Here is a 19231-nt window from a genome sequence, read left to right as displayed (position 1 = left end):
GGAGCCGGTCATGGGTGGGGTCTTTGAAGGCATCAAGCTCCGCGATGGGGGGATCGCGGGCGGCCTCACCGTGCTCGGCGTCCTGCTGATGGTGGAGAACACCCAGATGTCCGACGCTCAGGTGCGCAGCGCCATCGCGGAGGGATCGATGGTGCACGCCCAGAGCTCGCACTCGCTGTGGATGATCCCGGTCTTCGCGGCGGCGACGATTCCGGTGCTGTGGTGGCGGCGAGGCATCCTTGCCGTTGCCACGGTCTCCGTACTGGCGATGGCCGCGCACGACCTGCTGTTCGGGTGGGTGACCCGCTGCGGTGCGGGTCTCCCACTCGCGTTCGTACTGGCGTTCCTCGGGGCGCAGGCGGCCAGGCGGACGACCGCCTGGATCGTGTGCGGGCTCAGCATCGTCCTGACCGTGCTCGTGGTGGTGATCGACGCGACCACCGGACCGGGCGCGGTCCTTCTCGCGCTGCCGATCGTATGCATCGTTTTCGGAGTCGGGCTGGCGGCGCGTCGCCGTACGGCGCTGAACCAGGAGCTCGCGAACCGCGAAGCGGAGCTGCGGCAATTGCGCGACGACCGGGCGGCGCTCGACGTCGCGGACGATCGGGCGCGACTCTCACGGCAGCTCGACGGGCTGCTGCAGGAGCGGCTCGCCGATCTGAGCACGGCGGCCGAGTCCGCGAACGGGTTGCCGCCGGCCGAGGCGAGGGCGGTGCTGGAGTCGATCGAGTCGGGCAGCCGGCAGACGTTGGACGACATGCGGGAGATCGTCGGGCTGCTGCGCGGTGACGACGTCGCGTTCGCGCCGACGCCGACGGTGGCTCATCTCGACACGTTGCTCGCGCGGCTCCGTACGGCGCACTCGCAGCTGGTCGTGACGGGTGACCCGCGGGCATTGCCTGCAACTGTGGAGCTTTCGGCGTACCGGATCGTCGAGCATCTGGTGACCGCGCTGGCCGATCAGGCCGATGCGCCGATCGTGGTGTCGGTGCGGTTCGAGGCCGATGCGCTCGAGATCCGGGTGAACGGACAGGTCGGCGAGGTTGCCGACCTGAAGGCAGCGGTGGCCCGGGCGAAGGAGCGCGCCAAGCTGCTGGGTGGTTCGGTCGACGTGAAGGTCACCAAGGGCCGGGCGGGCGCTGTCGCTCAGCTGCCGGTGGTCGGCTGACTGAGATGAACGGCGCGCGCAGGCTCGAAGCGGTGGGGATCGTGGTGCTGGTCGCCGCGGTCATCGCCCTGCCTACGGCGATCCATGGCTGGCCGACTTCCATCGCCGGGAACGTCTTCACGGCTGCGCTGATGGGGAGTGGTCTCACGCTGCTGTGGTGGCGGAGCCATCCCCGGCTGGTCGCCGTCCTGGGCGGTGCGCTCCTGTTCGTGCCAGTGGTGCTCAACGCGTACGGCTGGTTCCCGGATACCGCCTTCGCGATCCTCGCGCTGATCACTCTGGTCGCGGCGCTCGGCTGGTCGGGGCGGGCCGCGTGGGCGGTCGCGGGCGCGCTGGCGGCGTACCTGGCCGTCCTCTGGGTGATCCTCGGCGACGGTATCGAGGTTCCGTTGATCATGTTCAGCGTGCCGAGCTTCCTGGCCGGGACGGTACTGCGGTTGCACCGCGAGGCGACCGAAGCGCTTGCCCGGCGCGGGCGTGAGCTCGAGGAGGAGCGCGAGCTGTTCGCGGAACTCGCCGTACAGCACGAGCGGGCCCGGATCGCGTCGGAGCTGCACGACATCGTCGGGCATGCGATCAGCGTGATGGTGATCCAGGCAGCGGCCGGGCAGCGGCTGGTCGACCGGGATCCGGTCGGGACGTCACAGGTGTTCGCCGGGCTCGCGGAGTCGGCGCGGCAGGGGCACGAGGATCTGCGGCGACTGGTCGAGTTGCTCGGCGGGATGGAGGTCGGCGGGCCGGATCTGTCGCTGATCGAGGAGATCGTGACCCGGGCGGCGCGGAGCGGGCTGGACGTGTCGTGCCGGTTCGAGGGTTCGCGCGAGGGGGTGTCGGCGCCGGTCGCGCATGCGGCGTTCCGGGTCGTGCAGGAGAGCCTGACGAACGCACTCCGGTACGCACCGGGTGCCGCCGTCCGCGTCGTGGTCAACGGCGCCGGCCGGGATCTGACCGTGCGCGTCGCGAACGGCGATGCGGCCCAGCAGCGTCAGTTGCTGTCGGGCACGGGGCGCGGGCTGGCCGGGCTGCGGGAACGGGTGCAGGAGCTGGGCGGTCAGCTCGTCGCGGGACCAGTCGCCGGCGGCTGGCTGGTCGAGGCGACGATGCCCGGCGGCGGCAGCCGCCGGGCCAGGCGCGGCGGACTCGGTCGGCGCTAGATCAGTTGGTGCTGACCGGGCGGCCGGAGGTTTGCCAGGCGTGCATGCCGCCGTCGAGGTTGATGGCCTCGCGGCCGAGCTGGTTCAGGAACTGGGTGGCCATCCCGGAGCGGCCGCCGACCGCGCAGACGCAGAGCACCTTCTGGTCCAGCGGCACCTCACCGACCCGGTCCTGCAGCTGGCCGAGCGGGATGTGCACGGCGCCCTCGATGTGCCCGCGATCCCACTCGTCGGGCTCGCGCACGTCGAGCACGAACGCCTCCGCGAGCAGGTCGTCGTCGAGCTCAGCCACGACCATCGAGGGGATCTCCTGGTTCTGGAACATGCCCCAAGCATGTCAGACCCGCGGTGCCCCCAGGTGGCCGGTTCCGGAAGGCGGTTGCCCGGAGTCCGGATAACTCATTGACACCGGGCGGCGGATTTCGGACCGTGGCTCGAAGGAGGCCGCGGTGGCACTGATTCAGGGGATCCCCGGGGAGTTCGAACCGCAACCCTGGGGTGAGGCGATCCTGCGGAGTCGCGAGCTCCTGCTGCTCCGGATCGCCCGCCGTCCACCCGACCACGAAGTACGCCTGCCCGGGCTCGCCACGACTCCGCTGCACGTCGTCGAGGACCACACCGGCCGTGCACTGACCTGGCGCCACGACGGTGACGATCTGGTCGTGCGGCTGCCCGACTCGGGCGAGTCACCTGTCGTCCGCGTCGCGCTGAAGGGCAAGCTGCGGATCGTCCCGCCGGACACGGTCACCGCCAACGCGGACGGCGTCTGGGACCTCACCCCGCCCGGCGCGACGGCCTATCTCGTCGCGCGCCGCGCCAGTGATATCGCCGTACGGTTCGTCGGCATGGTCGAGCCGGACAGCCAGCACCACATCCGGCTGGCCGGCCGGCGGTACGGCGTGACCGGCCAGCAACTCACGCGGACCACGATCGGCCCGTTCCCAATGCCAGCGCTTCGGGTCGTGCCGCTGGCGATCCCCGTCGGCGTACGGCGGGTGCTCGTCGCGTCGGTCGGCACTGTGCTGGCCTCGATCCACCCGGGCCGCGACGAGGTCACCGTGGTGGTGACGAACTTCGGCCGGACCCCGGCGCGCGGTGAGGTCGAGCTACCGCTGCCACCCGGATGGTCCGCGACCGAGCAGGCCTGGGCCTTCGACGGGCTGGAACCGGGACGGTCCGTCGGGTGGGCCACCCGAGTCGCCGGTCCACCTGGTCAACACGAGTTGCGGGTCCGGTTGGAGGCAGGCCGACGCTCAGCTTCCTCACCGTACGTCGTTGCTCTGTAGCCGCTTGCACGACCTAGTGGACTTCAACCTCTTCTTTGATTGCTTTGGCAGGCAGGCGTTTGCCGAGGTTCTGGTGACCCAGCACGGTCATCGTGCCGCGCACCTTCTCCAGCGCGAGCGCGATCAGGAAGAAAGCATGCCCAAGGCAAGGATGTGGGCGGGAACCTACTTCAGCAGCTTCGACAGCCTTCGGTCGGCCAGCGGCTTGCCACCCGTCTGGCAGGTGGCGCAGTACTGCAGGGAGGAGTCGGCGAAGCTGACCTCGCGGACGATGTCGCCGCAGATCGGGCACTTCTCGCCCTTGCGGCCGTGCACGCGCAGGCCGGACTTCTTCTCCGACTTCAGATCCTGGACGGCGAGGCCGGCGGAGCGGTCGACCGCATCCTGGAGGGTCTCGCGCATCGCGTCGTACAGGGTCTTGAGCTCGTCCTCGGACAGGTTCGACGCGGGTTTGAACGGGCTCATCTTCGCGACGTGCAGGATCTCGTCGGAGTACGCGTTGCCGATGCCGGCGATCACCGACTGGCTCCGCAGGACGCCCTTGAGCTGAACCCGGCCTTGTTTCTTGAGGATCTCGCTGAAGTCCTCCAGCGACAGGGTGAACGGATCCGGCCCGAGCCGGGCGATCCCGGGGACCTCATTCACGTCGCGCACGACGTACACCGCGAGCTTCTTCTGGGTCCCGGCCTCCGTCAGGTCGAACCCGGAGCCGTCGTCCAGCACGGTCCGAAGCGCGATCGGCCCCTTCCCCGGCCGGACCAGCCCGGTGTTCTGCTCCTCTTTCCACCGCAGCCAGCCCGCGCGGGCCAGGTGAATCACCAGGTGCACGCCCTGCGCGGAAATGTCCAGGAACTTCCCGTGCCGCTGCACATCGTCGATCAGCAACCCGACCATCGCGGACACCGGCGGGTCGTACGTCTTCAGCGCACTGATCGCGGTGATATCGGCCCGCGCGAACGCATGCCCCACCGCACGCTCCCGCAGGAACGTGGCAAGCGACTCCACCTCCGGCAACTCAGGCACCCCCCTAGTGTGCCTGACGCCAGGGACAGTTCCGGTGGATCACCCATGGAAGGGGGTTGTGGCGGACGGTAGCGTCGGGGGCAACAGAGTAGGGAGGCCCTGATGGGGTTTGTGAAGACGTTGGTGAAGGGCGCTGTGGTCGCCAAGCTGGTGCAGGTTGCGCAGCGTGAGCTGAGCAAGCCGGAGAACCAGCAGAAGATCAAGCAGGCATTCCAGAAGGTGCAGCAGCGACGGGCTCAGTGAGCAGGTTTGTGCGCCTGGAGGGTGTAAGTGGCGGCCAGATGGTGCGGGTTGTCCGTCAGGCGCCACTCACCGTCGCTGTCCTCGGTCATCAGGCCGGGGAGGGCGTTCCAGGGCGCACTGTCGTGCTCGGTGAGCGAATCGAACACCAGTCCGGCCTGCTGTAGAGCGGTGATGGTCTCCCCGAGGCCGTGGTTCCACTCATGCGTCACGGTGGTGGCGAACTCGACGTCGGTCTCGACGTACGTCCCGCCCTCGTCGAACACGAGCGGCTCGGCGGTCTCGAAGTACGAGTAGCGCACCTCGGGGACCTGCGGGCCTGCCTCCAGCGTCCACAGCATCGGGTGGCCTTCCCGGACGAACAGCCGTCCGCCGGGCTTCAGCAACCCGGCGACCACCTGCGCCCAGCGCTGGATGTCGGGCAGCCAGCACAGCGCCCCGATCCCGGTGTACACGAAGTCGTACGACGCCGCGCCGAGCACCTCCACCGCGTCGTACGCGTCGGCCACGTGGAAGTCCATCGGCAACCCGAGCCGCTCCGCGAGCGACTGGGCCTGCTCGATCGCCGGCCCGGAGAAGTCCAGCCCGCTCATCCGCGCACCCAGCCGAGCCAGTGACACCGTGTCGGTGCCGATGTGGCACTGCAGATGCACGCCGCGCAGCCCGCTGATCTCACCGAGTCGCAGCCGGTCGAACCGGACCACTTCGCTCAGGTACGACGGGTCCGAGAGGAACTGCTCCACGTGGTAGCTGGGTGACGCCACGTGCGCCGGTACCCGCTCGTCCCAGTTGGCCCGGTTCACATCGCGATAGTCAGTCACGGGTTCGAGGGTAGAGGTAACTCCACCCTCGAAGAGGATTCAGCGCGACTGTGCCCGGGGTGCTGGACTGATGTGCTGGAGGGCATGAGCCAGGTACTGGATCGAACGCGCATTCAGGACATCGACGCGCTGCGTGGTTTCGCCCTCCTGGGCATCTTGGTCGTGAACATCACCTTCGCCGCCTCCGGGTACCCGATCCACATCGCCGAGGACCCGGCGTACAACTCCTGGCTCGACCAGTCGGTGCACTGGGTCTCGATGGCCTTCGTGGACATGAAGTTCTACCTGCTGTTCTCGTTCCTCTTCGGGTACAGCTTCCAGCTGCAGATGGAGGCGGCGCAGCGGGCAGGCGCAGCGTTCAGGCCGCGGATGCTGCGGCGCCTGGGCGGCCTGTTCGTGATCGGCGTACTGCACGGCGTCTTCCTGATCACCGGCGACATCCTCAGCGTGTACGCGATCATCGGCCTGGTCCTGCTGGGCATGCGCCGCATCAAGGACCGTACGGCGCTCCTGGTCGCCGGTGCGATCTACGCGTACCTCTTCGTCACGCTGGCGGTCGCTGCAGTGTTCCTGGACACCGCTGCGATTCTCGACCCGAGTACTGCGGTCGCCGCCGCGCAGCAGACCACAGCGAATCTGGCCGGCTCATTCAACGACGTCATCGGCGAGCACGTCCGCGCCCTGCCGACGTACGGCCTGTCGCTGCTGACTGTGCAAGGCCCGACCACGCTGGCCGCGTTCCTGGTCGGCATGGTGGTCGGACGACGCCGGATGCTGAAGAGCCTCAACGGCACCGAGGCGGTACTACGGCTGATCCAGCTGGTCGGCTTCTCCGTCGGCATCACCGGTGGCGTGTACTACGCGTCGCTCGGCGGCAACGGCGACACCAGCGGCGTACTGATCAGCGTGCTCACCGCACCGTTCCTGACGGCTGCGTACGTCGCGTCGCTGCTGCGGTTCATGCACACCGACCGCGGCGACGACATCCGCCGTCTGCTGGCGCCGGCCGGTCGCATGGCTCTGTCGAACTACCTCGGGCAATCAGTGGCGATGCTGTTGCTCTTCACCGGCGTCGGGTTCGGCCTGGTGGGTCAGGTGTCACCACTGGAGACGGTGGGCTTCGCGGTCGGGATCTTCGTCCTGCAGGTGATCCTGAGCCACATGTGGCTCAACACTTTCCGCTACGGCCCCGTCGAAGGAGCACTGCGGGCGGTCACGAATGCGACCGCCCCCAGCTGGCGAAGCCTCGATCAGGCCGCGTGACGGCCGTGGTGCAGCCGGGCGGCGCGGATGGTGTGCACGCTGCCGGTGGTTGAAGCGGGCTTGTGGGCAAAGGGCTTGGCCGCTGCGCCGAGCGCGAGCAGGTCGAGCTTGGTCCGGGCCACGTCGCGGTCATCGGCGACCCAGGTGCCCCTCGGGCCGGCCGCCGGACCGGTCGAGTGGCGCCTGTTGCTGATCTCCAGAGCCGCGATCACGGCGAGCACGAGAACTGTGAAAACTACATATCCGGTCATGGCAGTAATCATGCTACCTTCCAGATCCTGCCACCAGTGGCACTATTGACATACTCCGACAAATTCCTGCCATACTGTCGGCATGTTGCAGAAGGTCGCGGTTGTGCTGATGGAGGACGTCGCCCTGTTCGAGTTCGGCGTACTGGCCGAAGTCTTCGGGATCGACCGCACCGACGACGGCGTGCCGCCGTTCGACTTCAAGGTGTGCTCGACGACCCCGGGTCAACCGATGGAGACGAGCACCTACTCCCAGGTGATCGCGCCGTACGGGCTCGAGGAGCTCGAGGACGCGGACCTGATCGGCATCCCGGCCACCACCTGGCGGCACGAGTACGACGACCGCGTGCTGGACGCACTCCGCAAGGCGGAGGCGCGGGGCGCGATCCTGCTCACGGTGTGCTCGGGCGCGTTCGTGCTCGGCACTGCCGGGTTGCTCGACGGCCGCGCGTGCACCACGCACTGGCGCTACGCGAAGAAGTTCACCGAGCAGTTCCCGACCGCGAAGCTCGACGCGGACGTGCTGTTCGTCGACGACGGCAACATCATCACCAGCGCCGGTACGGCGGCCGGCATCGACGCCTGCCTGCACCTGGTCCGGCGCGAGCTCGGCAGCGCGGTCGCGACCCGGATCGCCCGCCGGATGGTGGTCCCGCCGCAACGCGACGGCGGCCAGCGGCAGTACGTCGAGGTGCCCGTACCGGAGTCGTCCGGGGAGAGCCTGCAGCCGGTGCTCGACTGGATGGTCGACAACATCAGCATCGACCACACCGTGCCCGCGCTGGCCCGGCGCGCGCAGATGTCCGAGCGCACCTTCGCTCGCCGCTTCGTCGCCGAGACCGGGACCACACCGCTGAAGTGGGTCACCACCCAACGCGTCCTGCGCGCCCGCACCCTCCTCGAGCAGACCCGGATGGGCATCGAGCAGATCGCGTCCGAATCAGGATTTGGAACGGCGGCCTTGCTGCGGCATCACTTCCGTAGAGTGGTGGGCGTGCCGCCACAGGATTACCGCCGTACGTTCCAGACCGCAGGCTGATGGTCACCTACCGCAACGCCCTACCCTCGGATGCCCTTGCTGTACTGGCATTCTGGGCCGGTGCCGCTGAAGACTCCCATCGCCCGCCGGACTCGCCCGACGCCGTACGCCGGCTGATCGACCGTGATCCGGAAGCGTTGATCCTTGCCGTGGACAACGATGTTGTCGTCGGCTCGATCATCGTCGGGTGGGACGGATGGCGTTGCCATCTGTACCGCCTCGCGGTCGCTCCCACGCACCGCCGCCAGGGCATCGGCCGCGAACTGGTCGCCCGGGCCGAGGCGCGCTTCGCGTCGTACGGCGGGACGCGGGCCGACGCGATGGTGCTCGACGACAACGAGCAGGCCCATCGGGTCTGGTCGACCGCCGGCTACGCGCCGCAGGCGGAGTGGTCCCGCTGGGTCAAGCCACTCTGACCGGAGAACGTGACGGCGCACACGTGCGGCCCGTTCGATTTGCGTCCGCACCTCACGATCTGGCTAGGGTCGGAGGCAGTGAGTGCTTCGAAACGCAGGCTGAGCTGGGACGTGGTTCGCGTCGTGGCCGTGCTCGCCGTGATCTTCACCCACGTCACATACCAGGGCCCGTTCCTGCACCCTGAGCTCGGCGCACCGCTCGGCCCGTACCCGTTCCAGGTCGGCGCGAGCATCCTGCTGGTGATCAGCGCGTACTTCGTCTGCGTGACGATCCGGAGAGGGTCGACGTCGCGCTGGTTGTGGCGCCGGGTCTGCCGGGTGCTCCCGCCGTACCTGATCGCTGTGCTGTTCACGTACACGGTGGTGGTGCTGTTCGGGCCGAGCAACTGGATCCTGCCGACGCGGCGTGACCTGTGGGGCAATCTGACGCTGGCGGCCTCGTTCGACTCGAGCATCCAGCTCATCGACGGCTCGTACTGGACGCTGCCGCTCCAACTGATGGCGTTCGGCGCAGCCGCTCTCCTGTGGCCGCGCGGCCTCGGACCTCGGATCACCACACTGCTCTGGATCATGATCGTCGCCCCGGTGGTGCTGCAGTGGGACGACCGGATCGGCCACAGCCCGCTCTGGGTCCAGCAGACGTGGAACGGTCTCGGCCTGCATCGCCTGCAACTGTTCGCGATCGGCATCGCGATCTGGCTCTGGTCGCAGCGACGGATCGGCGTACTGCACCTCGGCGCCCTGCTCGCGGCGACCGTCTTCGCACAGCACGCGCACACGTCGGACCTTCCGTCATCACTGGGCATCGGGCTGCTCCTGGTGTTCGTCGCCCTCGCGGCGCGCGGCCCGGACTGGACTGCGTTCGCCCGGATGCGGAGGCCGATCCAGTTCCTGGCCCGCATCTCGTTCGGCCTGTACCTGCTCAACCAGGTGGTCGGCTATCTGATCGCGTACCGCCTGATGGAACTCGGGGCGGGCCGGCTCACCCAGATCGCCGGCGCGGTGATCGGCGTGATCACGCTGGCCTGGCTACTGACGAAGTACGTCGAGGAGCCGGCGTACCGGGCGCTGGCGACGCTCCGGGTCCGCGGGCTCGGGGCCCGGGCGTTCGCCTGGCTGAATACTTGACATCGGATACCCGGCATCTAATACTCGATTTCGAGTAATCGAGATCGAGGGGATGCGATGGCCAGGCGCAAGGTGGGGAATCCGCTGGCGTTCGCCGTGCTCGGGAGTCTCGGCGAGCGGCCGATGCACCCCTACGAGATCTCCACGATGCTCAGGGCCCGCGGCAAGGACCAGAGCATCAAGGTCAACTACGGCTCGCTCTATTCGGTCGTTTCGGCGCTGGAGAAGCACGGCTTCATCGAGGCTCTGGAGACGGTCCGGGAGGGCAATCGGCCGGAGCGGACCGTGTACCAGATCACCGAAGCCGGCCAGGGCGAGTTCAGCGACTGGCTCACCGAGCTGGTCGGTACGCCGTCGCGCGAGTTCCACCCGTTGGAGGCCGGTCTCGCGTATCTGCCCGGTCTGCCGCCGGATCGGGTCGTCGAGCTGCTCGAGCAGCGGCTGGCGGCGGTCGACGCGGAGATCGAGGAGATGACCGCGCTGCACGAGCAGATGACCGCGATGGAGTTCCCGCGGATCTTCTGGGTCGAGTCGGAGTTCCGGCTGGCGCTGCTCCGGGCGGAGTCGGCGTACGTTCACCAGCTCGCCGAGGAGATCCGCACGGACAAGCTCGGCGGCGCGGAGTTCTGGCGCAAGGCCTGGAAGGTCTTCCTGGAGGACGGCATCGCCCCGGCCGAGCAGTTGAAGGATCCGGTCAAGTACTTCGGTCAGGAGTTCGCCTGGATGAAGGCGATTCCGCCGGAAGCCACCTAACAAGATGCGGCCCTCGACCCAACGGTGCGGCAACACCAGGGTCAAGGGCCGCTGTTCCTCGAGTCGGTCCGAAGACCTGGCACCCAAGGCGCATCCATCAGGATAGCCAGGCCGGACCGGCTCCCAGCGCACAAGGGAGTCACCTGATGGCTACGCATGCCCTCGAAGCGGTCGACCTGGTCAAGACGTACCCGGCCGGCCGGAAGAAACCACCTCTGCGCGCGCTCGACGGACTCACCGTCAGCGTCCCGGAGGGCGTCGTCCTCGGCCTGCTCGGGCCGAACGGCGCCGGCAAGTCCACCACCGTCAAGATCCTCACCACGCTGTCCCGGGCCGACTCCGGTACGGCGCGCGTCGCCGGGTACGACGTGGTGCGCGAGCAGGACCAGGTCCGGCACGCGATCGGATACGTACCGCAGAAGTCCAGCTCGGACCCGATGGCGACCGGAATCGAGAACCTGGTGCTGAGCGGCCGGATCTTCGGCCTGTCCCGGCAGGAGGCAGTTCGCCGGGCCACCGAGTTGCTGGAGCGGTTCGGTCTGGCTGAGCACGGCGGTCGTGCGGTGCGCACGTACTCCGGCGGGATGCAGCGGAAGCTGGATGTGGCGCTCGGTCTGGTCCACCAGCCTCGCGTGCTGTTCCTCGACGAGCCGACCACCGGTCTCGACCCGGAGGCACGCGCCGATCTGTGGAACGAAGTGCTCCGACTGTCCGGTCAGGAAGGTCTGACCGTGCTGCTCACCACGCATTACCTGGAGGAAGCCGACCGGCTGGCCGGTCAGCTCGCGATCGTCGACCACGGCAAGATCGTTGCCGAGGGCACCCCGGAAGCACTGAAGTCGGCGCTGCGCGGCGACTCGGTACAGGTCGAGCTGGTCGATCCTGATACCGACGGCTCCGTCCGTACGTTGTTGAAGCAGTTGCCGGGTGTCGACGAGATCGTTGTCGAGGGCAACACTCTGCGGGCCCGGGTGGATCGCGGTGCGACCGCGGTGCCCGCCGTACTGGGAGCCCTTGAGGACAAGGCGATTCCGGTCGTCGCGGTTACGGTGTCGCGTCCTTCATTGGACGACGTGTACCTGCAGCACACGGGTCGCTCGTTCCGCGTTGCTGAGGAGGCGGCGTGATGTCGACACATACGGCTCTTGTCTTCGGCCGGTGGACGCGGGCGTCGTACCGGCAGCCGGCGTTGATCGCGTTCACGTTGATCCAGCCGGCGATCTGGCTGCTGTTGTTCGGGCAGCTGTTCCAGGGTGTGGTGCGGATCCCGGGCTTCGGCGACTCGTCGTATATCGCGTTCCTGACGCCCGGGATCGTGATGATGACCGCGTTGATGACGAGCGGCTGGAGCGGTACGGCGTTCATCCAGGACATGGAACGCGGCGTGATGGATCGTCTGCTGGCGTCACCGGTGAAGCGCGGCGGACTGATGGCGGGACAGCTGCTCAGCAATGCGTCGACGACGTTGATCCAGACGATCCTGGTGTTCGCGATCGGCTTCGCCGCCGGAGCGCGGTACGACGGTGGCGCCGGCGGTTACGTGGTCACGATCGTCGCGTCGATGCTGGTCGGGACCGCCTTCGGGTCGCTCTCGAACGCGGTCGCCCTGCTCACTCGCCAGCAGGAGGCGCTGATCGGCATCTCGCAGTTCGTCTCGCTGCCGCTGACGTTCATGTCGTCGATCATGATCGACCCGGCGGTGGCGCCACACTGGGTCAACGTCGCAGCCCGCTACAACCCGGTCGACTGGGCCACCATCGCCGCCCGCCAGTCACTGGCGGCTTCCCCGGACTGGTCGTCGGTATGGCGGCACGGCGCTTATCTGCTGGCATTCACGCTGATCGTCGGCTGGCTGTCCACACGAGCCTTCAGGACATACCAACGCTCCGTTTGATGCTTCTCCGAAGCTCAGCGAGCGAGGGCTTCGGAGTACCAGGGCTTGATGACGGTGTCGATGATCGCGAGGCGTTCGTCGAAGGGGACGAAGGCGGACTTCATCGCGTTGATCGCGAACCACCGGAAGTCCGCCAACCCGTAGTCGAACGCCTCCGCGAGCAGGGCGAGCTCGCGGCTCATCGACGTACCGCTCATCAAGCGGTTGTCGGTGTTGACCGTCACCCGGAAGCGGAGCTTCGCGAGCAGGCCGATCGGGTGCTCGGAGATCGACGCGGCCGCGCCGGTCTGCAAGTTGGAGCTCGGGCACATCTCCAGCGGGATCCGCGCGTCCCGGACGTACGCCGCCAGCCGCCCGAGCTCGATCTTGTCGCCGTCGTGGGTGATGTCGTCGATGATGCGTACGCCGTGACCGAGCCGGTCGGCGCCGCACCACTGGATCGCCTGCCAGATCGACGGCAGGCCGAACGCCTCGCCGGCGTGGATGGTGAAGTGCGCGTTCTCCCGCTGCAGGTACTCGAACGCGTCCAGGTGGCGGGTCGGAGGGTAACCGGCCTCGGCGCCGGCGATGTCGAACCCGACCACGCCGGCGTCACGGTACGCGACCGCCAGCTCGGCGATCTCCATCGACCGCGCCTTGTGCCGCATCGCGGTCAGCAACTGCCGCGCCACGATCGGCCGCTCGGCAACCGCCATCCCGTGCTCGAACCCTTCCCGCACCGCATCCACGACCTGCTCGAGCGTGAGCCCGAGCGTCAGGTGCTGCTCAGGCGCGTAGCGCACCTCGGCGTACACCACGCCGTCCGCCGCCAGATCCTGCACACACTCACTCGCCACCCGCTTGATCGCCTCAGCCGTCTGCATCACCGCGACCGTGTGATCAAACGTCTCCAAATACCGCTCCAACGACCCCGAGTCCGCCGACTCCACAAACCACTCACCCAACGCCGCCGCATCCCCCCGAGGCAACGCATGCCCGATCTCCCCCGCCAACTCCAACACCGTCTGAGGCCGAAGCCCCCCGTCGAGGTGGTCATGCAGAAGCACCTTGGGCGCCGCATTCAACTGCTCAGGCGTGATCATCAAGCCATCTTCGCAGCGCCTCCGCCGAATCTGCCCCACATTGCCCCGAGATGCCCCGCGATGCCCCGCAAAGGTCCTGGGTTCTCGGGGTGTCGCCCCGGCAAGGGTTGCTGACTCCACCGACCTCAAGTCCCGCTTCCCGGGCGCGACCGGATACTCACCCCGCAACCTCAAGTACATGCGTGCCTTCGCGGCCGCTTGGCCGGACTCTGCATTTGTGCAACGCACCGTTGCACAATTGCCCTGGCGTCATCATGTGGCCTTGCTCGAGAAACTCGACGATGCCGAGGCGCGGCTCTGGTACGCCGCGGCCGCCGTCGAGCGAAGGACGGCGACAAACCGACGATCGGCCTCCTGCTCTGCCAGAACAAGAAACGAGTCGTCGCGGAGTACGCACTGAAGGGATTCAAGGCGCCGATCGGAGTCGCGGAGTGGACGGACGCGAGCAACAGTTCGCTCCCCGAGGAATTCCAGTCCGCGCTGCCTACTGTCGCCGAGTTGGAGGCTGAGCTGACATCTGCCGAGGACGGGACCTGATTCCCGGGCGGGAATTGAGGGTGGGTGGGTGGGGGACGCACTGTGGGTGGGTGGAGACGATGAGGAGTTATCACATTCAGTACGGCGGCGGGCTGGAGAGTCTGCGGTTGCGGGAGCATCCGGTGCCGGTGCCTGGGCCGAGCGAGGTGCTGGTGCGGATTCGGGCCAACTCGCTCAGCTCGCGTGAGTTGAACATCCTGCGTGGCCGCTATCCGTTGCCGGTGGCCGACGACATCATTGCCGCGTCCGATGGGGCGGGTGAGGTCGTCGCGGTGGGTACGGACGTGGATCGAGTCCAGGTCGGCGACCGGGTGATGGGGGTTGTGTTCCAGAGGTGGTTCGACGGGCGCTTCGACCTGGAGCACGCCGATCAGCTCGGCGGTTCGCTCAACGGTCTGCTGACGGAGTACGCCGTACTCGACCAGGACGGCGTCGTACCGATCCCGGGTCAGCTCACGTACGAAGAGGCAGCGACCCTGCCGTGTGTGGCTGTGACTGCGTGGAACGCTCTGGTCGGTGGGCAAGGTCTGGTGCCTGGCGAGCACGTCCTGACTCTCGGGTCGGGCGGAGTGTCCCTGTTTGCGCTGCAGTTCGCGAAGCTGCTCGGTGCTCGGGTGATCGCGACCGCCGGCAGCGACGAGAAGGCGGCGCGACTGACCGAGCTCGGTGCCGACGAGGTCATCAACCACACCCTCACGCCGGACTGGGCGAAGCAGGTGCGTGAGCTGACCGACGGCCGCGGGGTCGACCACGTCGTGGATGTGGCCGGGAACCTGAACGAGTCGTTGCGGGCCACGGCGACCGGCGGCGAGGTCGCGTTCGTCGGCTCGCTCGGTGGCGCTGACCCGATCGACGCCCGCCTGCTGTTCACGTCCTCGGTCACGCTGCGTCCGATCGCCTTGGGACACCGGGCGCACTTCCGGGCGATGAACGAGGCCATCGCCGCAGCCGACCTGCATCCGGTGATCGACCGGGTCTTCCCGTTCGACGAGACTCCTGCCGCCTTCCGCTACTACGTCGACGGCGGCGGGTTCGGCAAGATCGTGATCTCGCACGCGGCCTGATCCTTCCCGTCCGGCAAACGTTCAAGATTTTCGTCGGTGGGGCGTGCCATGGTGAGCAGATGGTGAATCGGCTGCGTCGTCGCCCCGAGTGGCAGTTCTTCGCCGTGCTGCCGCGGACGGATTCGAAGCTGGCCGCCGCCTGGTGGTTGATCCTGCTGGCCCGCGGCGCATTGCCCGCGGCGTTCGCGATCGCGATGGGCTGGCTGGTCGGCGCGGTTCAGCACGGCACTCCGCTGGCCGCGCCACTCACCTTGATGGGTACGACGTTCATCCTGCTGCAGGTGCTGACGCCGGTGCATCAGGCCGTCAGCGCCAACCTCGGCAGCCGCGTATCGGCGTACCTGAACGACAGACTCGCGGAAGCCTGCGTCGGGCCGCCGGGGATCGGGCACCTCGAGGATCCGAGTCTCAGTGAGGACCTGACCGTGGCCCGGGAGTTCGACCGCGGTCAGACCGGACCGCCGATGTATCTGAACGTCGACTTCGTCGCGGGCAGTCTGGTCGAGCTGGTCGGCGGCCTCGCGTCCGCTGTGGTGCTGTTCGGATTCACCTGGTGGGCGCCATTGCTGCTCGTCGTCGCGTGGACGGCGACGCACTGGCTGCTCCGGGAGAGCGGCGTCTGGAAGGACCGGAACACCGCCGAGGTCCGATCCGCGCAGCGCCATGCCAACTATGCCTACGAGTTGGCGGTCGATCCGGATCCGGCGAAGGAGCTGCGGCTGTTCGGCCTCGCCGACTGGACCGTTCAGCGCTTCACCGAGCGGCGCCGCCGGCTGTTCGAGTTGCAGTACGCCGCGACCCGTTTGCGGGAGCGACCAATGATCTGGAGCCTCCTGATCGTTGGCATCACCAACGGTGTCGTGTTCTGGTCCCTCGGCGCGGCGGCGATCAACGGCCGGCTGGAGCTCGACCGGCTGGTGGTGTTCGCCCAGGTCGCGATCGGCGTCGGCATGATCGCGTTCGGCGGGCTGAACTGGGCGCTGGATGGAGCAGCCGCGCCCGTCGCCGCCGTACAGCGGCTGGAGCCCGCGATGGCACCGGCCGGTGCGCTGTCTCCTGGGACCCTGAGAGTCCCGGGAGGTGCGGTCGAGCTCGACATCCGAGGACTGAGTTTCCGTTATCCACATGCTGCCCAGCCGGTCTTCGACGGCCTCGACCTGACGATCCCGGCCGGGTCGTCGCTGGCCGTGGTCGGTCAGAACGGCGCGGGCAAGACCACGCTGGCCAAGCTTCTCTGCCGGCTGTACGACCCGGTCACCGGCACAATTCGCGTCGACGGCACGGATCTGAGGGACCTCGACGTCGACGCCTGGCGGGCCCGTGTCGCCGCGGTCTTCCAGGACTTCCTCAAGCTCGAACTGCCCCTGCGGGACAACGTCGCCCCGGGCGGTGCTCCCGAGGCCGACATCCGGGCTGCCCTCAAGGACGCCGGCGCGGAGGACCTGGCCGACCTCGACACCCGGCTGGCCACGGGGTACGGCGACGGCACCGATCTGTCCGGTGGTCAATGGCAGCGCGTCGCATTGGCGCGGGCGCTGTGCGCAGTACGGCTGGGTGCTGGTCTGGTGTTGCTCGACGAACCGACGGCCCAGCTGGACGTTCGCGGTGAGGCGGCGATCTTCGACCGGATCCTGACGGCGACCCGCGACGTCACCACGATCCTCGTCTCGCACCGGTTCTCGACGGTCCGGCATGCCGACCGGATCTGCGTCCTGGAGCACGGCCGGGTCGTCGAGCTCGGCAGCCACGACGAGCTGATGAGCCTCGGCGGGCGGTACCGGACGATGTTCGACCTGCAGGCGCAGCGATTCACGGCCGAGGTCGACGAGGAAGGGCTGAGCTATGACACGCTCTGACGATCTCCCCAGGGCCATCCCCGCGATGTGGCGGCTCTGCAAGCTGGGCTATCAGCACGAGCCGCGGCTGTTGCTCGCCGCCTTCCTGATGACGCTGCTCGCCGCGATCCCCGACGCCTTGCTCGCGTTGTGGCTGAAGGTCCTTGCCGACGGCGTACTGCAGGACGACCGTCGCGCCGTGCTGCTCGCGGCCGGCGGATTGGCGCTGTCCGTGACGGCGACCTGGTTCCTGCGGACGCTGTCGACGCGGATCTCGCGGCACTTCCGGGACCGCGTGACGATCATGCTCGAGGCCCACGTCGCGCGGTTGCAGGCATCCGTGGCCACGGTGGAACACCACGAGCGCCGCGACTACCTGGATCGCCTGTCGGTACTGCGCAAACAGGTCTTCGTGCTCGACCACATGTACATGTCACTGTTCTCGACCTGTGGCTGGATCCTCCGACTCGGAGTGACCGTCGCCCTGCTGATGTCGATCCACCCGAGCCTCGCGCTCCTGCTCGTGTTTGCGCTGCCGACAGTCGTCAGCTCCAGCTGGCGGCCCGGCGTCGAGCGGCAGATCGAGGAGCGGTTCGCCGCTCACAGTCGCCTGGCCGAGCACTTGTTCAAGACCGCGACGACACCCGCGCCGGGCAAGGAGGTCCGCGTCATCGGCATCGGGCGCAACCTCGTGGAGGACCGTCGCCGCGAGTGGGAGCAGTGGTACGGGCCGATCGCTGCCGCCCGGTGGGTCAGCGCCGGATGGCACGCCGTCGCCTGGGCCATCTTCGGAGCGGCGTACGTCGGTGCGGTGTTGTTCGTCGCGACCGGGCTGCATGGGTCGGTCGGCGACGTGCTGCTGATTCTCGCCGCGGGTGCGCGGTTGTCGTCGTACATCGGAGCGACGGTCGGCGAGATCGGCTTCCTGCGCGGGATCTGGCTGGACGGCTCGCGGCGGCTGGTCTGGCTGGAGAACTACGCAGCCTCCTTCGACCGCACCACCGATCTCCCGGCGCCCGATCGGCTCACGGACGGCATTCGGCTGGAGCACGTCTCGTTCACGTACGCCGGAGCCGACCGGCCGGCGTTGGACGATGTCAACCTGCGACTGCCCGCCGGCAAGGTGATCGCGGTCGTCGGTGAGAACGGCGCGGGCAAGTCCACGCTGGTGAAGCTGATCTGCAAGCTGTACGAGCCGACCGATGGACAGGTGTTGCTGGACGATCAGCCGCTGGACCGGATACCGGCCGAGGCGTGGCGGCTGAAGGTCGCGGGTGCGTTCCAGGACTTCTTCCGGTTCGAGTTCCGCGCGGCGCACAGCGTCGGACTCGGTGATCTTCCGCGGCTGGACGACGTACCGGCTGTCACTGCGGCTGTTGGGCGGGCCGGTGCGGAGGATGTGCTGGAGCGGCTCGAGTCCGGGTTGGACACCCAGCTCGGTTCCACCTGGCCGGACGGCGCGGAGATCAGCTTCGGGCAGTGGCAGAAGCTCGCGCTGGCGCGTGGCTTCATGCGGGACCGGCCACTGCTGCTCGTCCTCGACGAGCCGACTGCCGCGCTGGACGCCGAGACCGAGCACGCGCTCTTCGAGCGGTACGCGGCGGCGGCCAAGGAGGGTACGGACGGCCGGATCACGATCCTGGTCTCACACCGGTTCTCGACGGTGCGGATGTCCGATCAGATCGTGGTCCTGGACGGCGCCCGGGTGGTCGAGACCGGCACGCACGACGAGCTGATCGCCCGCGACGGGCAGTACGCCGAGCTGTACCGGATCCAGGCCGCGTCGTACCACTAGTTGATCTTGAAGACGGGGACGCCCGGAGCGATGTGGTGCAGGACCTCGTCGGGGGAGTTCTTCGAGACGTCGCCGCCGAAGAACGTGCCGACCTCCCAGGCCCACTTCTTCAGGTACAGCCGCAGGGCGGGGATCTTGTCGGCGTCGGCGAGCTCCTCGGCGCGGAACGTCTTGATCTTGCCGCCGAGCTGCAGCCGGCCGGTGCCGCTGGCCCGCAGGTTCTTGACCCACTGGGTGTGGCCGCGCGGCGCGACCAGGTAGCGCTGGCCGTCGATGATCAGCAGGTTGACCGGCGTACTGCGCCACTCGCCGGACTTGCGGCCCTGGACCGAGAGGACCCGGCTGCCCATCAGGCTCAGCCCCAGCTTCGTCAGGCGGGCCACGATCTTGTTGAAGACCCGCATGCTGCCCTCGGAGGCGGTGATGACGCGCTTGCTGTCGTAGGTCTGCTTGTACTCGGTCATGGCGGCGACTCTTTCTGCTTT

22 protein-coding genes are annotated in these 19231 nt (G+C 68.1%); 16 read left to right on the top strand and 6 right to left on the bottom strand.

Annotated elements, in window-relative coordinates:
- The first annotated feature begins 10 nt into the window (after positions 1–10).
- Both OHA18_RS15380 and OHA18_RS15375 read left to right on the top strand, forming a co-directional pair.
- A complete protein-coding gene (locus OHA18_RS15380; protein WP_329004760.1) occupies positions 11–1168 on the top strand; it encodes a sensor histidine kinase in 1158 nt (385 codons plus the stop codon).
- A gap of 5 nt (positions 1169–1173) precedes the next feature.
- Positions 1174–2322 (top strand): sensor histidine kinase, encoded by a 1149-nt coding sequence (locus tag OHA18_RS15375; protein ID WP_329004759.1) that lies wholly within the window; start codon positions 1174–1176, stop codon positions 2320–2322.
- Position 2323: 1 nt separating this feature from the next.
- On the opposite strand, the gene OHA18_RS15370 is transcribed toward OHA18_RS15375, so the two are convergent.
- The gene (locus tag OHA18_RS15370; RefSeq protein WP_329004758.1) at positions 2324–2647 is read right to left on the bottom strand and encodes a rhodanese-like domain-containing protein; all 324 of its coding nucleotides are present in this window, start codon (positions 2645–2647) and stop codon (positions 2324–2326) included.
- Between the two features lie 124 nt (positions 2648–2771).
- Here OHA18_RS15370 and OHA18_RS15365 point away from each other — a divergent pair, with 124 nt between their 5' ends.
- Positions 2772–3608, top strand: a complete 837-nt coding sequence (locus tag OHA18_RS15365; protein ID WP_329004757.1) for a hypothetical protein — start codon at positions 2772–2774, stop codon at positions 3606–3608.
- Positions 3609–3773: 165 nt separating this feature from the next.
- On the opposite strand, the gene OHA18_RS15360 is transcribed toward OHA18_RS15365, so the two are convergent.
- Positions 3774–4631 (bottom strand): DNA-formamidopyrimidine glycosylase family protein, encoded by an 858-nt coding sequence (locus OHA18_RS15360; RefSeq protein WP_329004756.1) that lies wholly within the window; start codon positions 4629–4631, stop codon positions 3774–3776.
- Between the two features lie 102 nt (positions 4632–4733).
- Between OHA18_RS15360 and OHA18_RS15355 the strand changes: the two genes are divergently transcribed.
- Positions 4734–4874: a hypothetical protein gene (locus OHA18_RS15355; protein ID WP_170989816.1), complete on the top strand. Its 141-nt coding sequence runs from the start codon at positions 4734–4736 to the stop codon at positions 4872–4874.
- On the opposite strand, the gene OHA18_RS15350 is transcribed toward OHA18_RS15355, so the two are convergent.
- Positions 4868–5692, bottom strand: a complete 825-nt coding sequence (locus tag OHA18_RS15350; RefSeq protein ID WP_329004755.1) for a class I SAM-dependent methyltransferase — start codon at positions 5690–5692, stop codon at positions 4868–4870. The genes OHA18_RS15355 and OHA18_RS15350 overlap by 7 nt on opposite strands.
- A gap of 84 nt (positions 5693–5776) precedes the next feature.
- Here OHA18_RS15350 and OHA18_RS15345 point away from each other — a divergent pair, with 84 nt between their 5' ends.
- Positions 5777–6955 (top strand): DUF418 domain-containing protein, encoded by a 1179-nt coding sequence (locus tag OHA18_RS15345; protein ID WP_329004754.1) that lies wholly within the window; start codon positions 5777–5779, stop codon positions 6953–6955.
- Here OHA18_RS15345 and OHA18_RS15340 read toward each other — a convergent pair.
- A complete protein-coding gene (locus tag OHA18_RS15340) occupies positions 6943–7206 on the bottom strand; it encodes a hypothetical protein (protein WP_329004753.1) in 264 nt (87 codons plus the stop codon). The genes OHA18_RS15345 and OHA18_RS15340 overlap by 13 nt on opposite strands.
- A gap of 82 nt (positions 7207–7288) precedes the next feature.
- On the opposite strand from OHA18_RS15340, the gene OHA18_RS15335 reads away from it, so the two are divergent.
- The 6 genes from OHA18_RS15335 (at position 7289) to OHA18_RS15310 (ending at position 12433) form a co-directional block, all read left to right on the top strand.
- On the top strand, positions 7289–8242 hold the full coding sequence (locus OHA18_RS15335; RefSeq protein ID WP_329004752.1) for a GlxA family transcriptional regulator: 954 nt from the start codon (positions 7289–7291) through the stop codon (positions 8240–8242).
- Positions 8242–8658 carry a GNAT family N-acetyltransferase gene (locus OHA18_RS15330; RefSeq protein ID WP_329004751.1) on the top strand — a complete coding sequence of 139 codons (417 nt, stop codon included), beginning with the start codon at positions 8242–8244 and terminating at the stop codon, positions 8656–8658. Before OHA18_RS15335 ends, OHA18_RS15330 begins: the two co-directional genes overlap by 1 nt.
- A gap of 78 nt (positions 8659–8736) precedes the next feature.
- Positions 8737–9786 carry an acyltransferase family protein gene (locus tag OHA18_RS15325; RefSeq protein ID WP_329004750.1) on the top strand — a complete coding sequence of 350 codons (1050 nt, stop codon included), beginning with the start codon at positions 8737–8739 and terminating at the stop codon, positions 9784–9786.
- Between the two features lie 57 nt (positions 9787–9843).
- A complete protein-coding gene (locus tag OHA18_RS15320; protein ID WP_329004749.1) occupies positions 9844–10539 on the top strand; it encodes a PadR family transcriptional regulator in 696 nt (231 codons plus the stop codon).
- Between the two features lie 146 nt (positions 10540–10685).
- Entirely contained in the window at positions 10686–11666 is a 981-nt protein-coding gene (locus OHA18_RS15315; protein WP_329004748.1) for an ATP-binding cassette domain-containing protein, read from the top strand.
- On the top strand, positions 11666–12433 hold the full coding sequence (locus tag OHA18_RS15310) for an ABC transporter permease (protein WP_329004747.1): 768 nt from the start codon (positions 11666–11668) through the stop codon (positions 12431–12433). The genes OHA18_RS15315 and OHA18_RS15310 overlap by 1 nt, the downstream gene beginning before the upstream one ends.
- A 14-nt stretch (positions 12434–12447) precedes the next feature.
- On the opposite strand, the gene OHA18_RS15305 is transcribed toward OHA18_RS15310, so the two are convergent.
- Positions 12448–13515: an adenosine deaminase gene (locus tag OHA18_RS15305; protein ID WP_329004746.1), complete on the bottom strand. Its 1068-nt coding sequence runs from the start codon at positions 13513–13515 to the stop codon at positions 12448–12450.
- Between OHA18_RS15305 and OHA18_RS43310 the strand changes: the two genes are divergently transcribed.
- Genes OHA18_RS43310 through OHA18_RS15290 form a run of 5 tightly spaced genes read left to right on the top strand, consistent with a single transcriptional unit; the run spans position 13508 to position 18746 of the window.
- Complete coding sequence (locus OHA18_RS43310; RefSeq protein ID WP_442914391.1) at positions 13508–13915, top strand: DUF1016 N-terminal domain-containing protein; 408 nt, start codon at positions 13508–13510, stop codon at positions 13913–13915. The genes OHA18_RS15305 and OHA18_RS43310 overlap by 8 nt on opposite strands.
- Positions 13813–14052: a PDDEXK nuclease domain-containing protein gene (locus OHA18_RS43305; RefSeq protein ID WP_442914415.1), complete on the top strand. Its 240-nt coding sequence runs from the start codon at positions 13813–13815 to the stop codon at positions 14050–14052. Before OHA18_RS43310 ends, OHA18_RS43305 begins: the two co-directional genes overlap by 103 nt.
- Positions 14053–14111: 59 nt before the next feature.
- On the top strand, positions 14112–15116 hold the full coding sequence (locus OHA18_RS15300; protein ID WP_329004745.1) for a zinc-dependent alcohol dehydrogenase family protein: 1005 nt from the start codon (positions 14112–14114) through the stop codon (positions 15114–15116).
- Positions 15117–15175: 59 nt separating this feature from the next.
- A complete protein-coding gene (locus OHA18_RS15295; protein ID WP_329004744.1) occupies positions 15176–16972 on the top strand; it encodes an ABC transporter ATP-binding protein in 1797 nt (598 codons plus the stop codon).
- Positions 16959–18746, top strand: a complete 1788-nt coding sequence (locus tag OHA18_RS15290; RefSeq protein ID WP_329004743.1) for an ABC transporter ATP-binding protein — start codon at positions 16959–16961, stop codon at positions 18744–18746. The genes OHA18_RS15295 and OHA18_RS15290 overlap by 14 nt, the downstream gene beginning before the upstream one ends.
- Here the strand turns inward: OHA18_RS15290 and OHA18_RS15285 are convergent.
- On the bottom strand, positions 18743–19210 hold the full coding sequence (locus OHA18_RS15285) for a nitroreductase family deazaflavin-dependent oxidoreductase (RefSeq protein WP_329004742.1): 468 nt from the start codon (positions 19208–19210) through the stop codon (positions 18743–18745). The two genes, OHA18_RS15290 and OHA18_RS15285, sit on opposite strands and share 4 nt — an antisense overlap.
- Between the last annotated feature and the right edge of the window lie 21 nt (positions 19211–19231).

The sequence above is a fragment of the Kribbella sp. NBC_00709 genome (assembly GCF_036226565.1).
In the GTDB taxonomy this organism is placed as follows: Bacteria; Actinomycetota; Actinomycetes; order Propionibacteriales; family Kribbellaceae; genus Kribbella.
Note: the sequence above shows the minus strand (reverse complement) of the source record. Positions and strands in the feature narration are given on the sequence as shown.

Excerpts from the sequence above, each read along its gene's own strand:
- OHA18_RS15380 (WP_329004760.1), top strand. The coding sequence starts at position 11 with ATGGGTGGGGTCTTTGAAGGCATCAAGCTCCGCGATGGGGGGATCGCG.
- OHA18_RS15375 (WP_329004759.1), top strand. The coding sequence starts at position 1,174 with ATGAACGGCGCGCGCAGGCTCGAAGCGGTGGGGATCGTGGTGCTGGTC.
- OHA18_RS15370 (WP_329004758.1), bottom strand. The coding sequence starts at position 2,647 with ATGTTCCAGAACCAGGAGATCCCCTCGATGGTCGTGGCTGAGCTCGAC.
- OHA18_RS15355 (WP_170989816.1), top strand. The coding sequence starts at position 4,734 with ATGGGGTTTGTGAAGACGTTGGTGAAGGGCGCTGTGGTCGCCAAGCTG.
- OHA18_RS15345 (WP_329004754.1), top strand. The coding sequence starts at position 5,777 with ATGAGCCAGGTACTGGATCGAACGCGCATTCAGGACATCGACGCGCTG.
- OHA18_RS15340 (WP_329004753.1), bottom strand. The coding sequence starts at position 7,206 with ATGACCGGATATGTAGTTTTCACAGTTCTCGTGCTCGCCGTGATCGCG.
- OHA18_RS15335 (WP_329004752.1), top strand. The coding sequence starts at position 7,289 with ATGTTGCAGAAGGTCGCGGTTGTGCTGATGGAGGACGTCGCCCTGTTC.
- OHA18_RS15330 (WP_329004751.1), top strand. The coding sequence starts at position 8,242 with ATGGTCACCTACCGCAACGCCCTACCCTCGGATGCCCTTGCTGTACTG.
- OHA18_RS15320 (WP_329004749.1), top strand. The coding sequence starts at position 9,844 with ATGGCCAGGCGCAAGGTGGGGAATCCGCTGGCGTTCGCCGTGCTCGGG.
- OHA18_RS15315 (WP_329004748.1), top strand. The coding sequence starts at position 10,686 with ATGGCTACGCATGCCCTCGAAGCGGTCGACCTGGTCAAGACGTACCCG.
- OHA18_RS15310 (WP_329004747.1), top strand. The coding sequence starts at position 11,666 with ATGTCGACACATACGGCTCTTGTCTTCGGCCGGTGGACGCGGGCGTCG.
- OHA18_RS15305 (WP_329004746.1), bottom strand. The coding sequence starts at position 13,515 with ATGATCACGCCTGAGCAGTTGAATGCGGCGCCCAAGGTGCTTCTGCAT.
- OHA18_RS15300 (WP_329004745.1), top strand. The coding sequence starts at position 14,112 with ATGAGGAGTTATCACATTCAGTACGGCGGCGGGCTGGAGAGTCTGCGG.
- OHA18_RS15295 (WP_329004744.1), top strand. The coding sequence starts at position 15,176 with ATGGTGAATCGGCTGCGTCGTCGCCCCGAGTGGCAGTTCTTCGCCGTG.
- OHA18_RS15290 (WP_329004743.1), top strand. The coding sequence starts at position 16,959 with ATGACACGCTCTGACGATCTCCCCAGGGCCATCCCCGCGATGTGGCGG.
- OHA18_RS15285 (WP_329004742.1), bottom strand. The coding sequence starts at position 19,210 with ATGACCGAGTACAAGCAGACCTACGACAGCAAGCGCGTCATCACCGCC.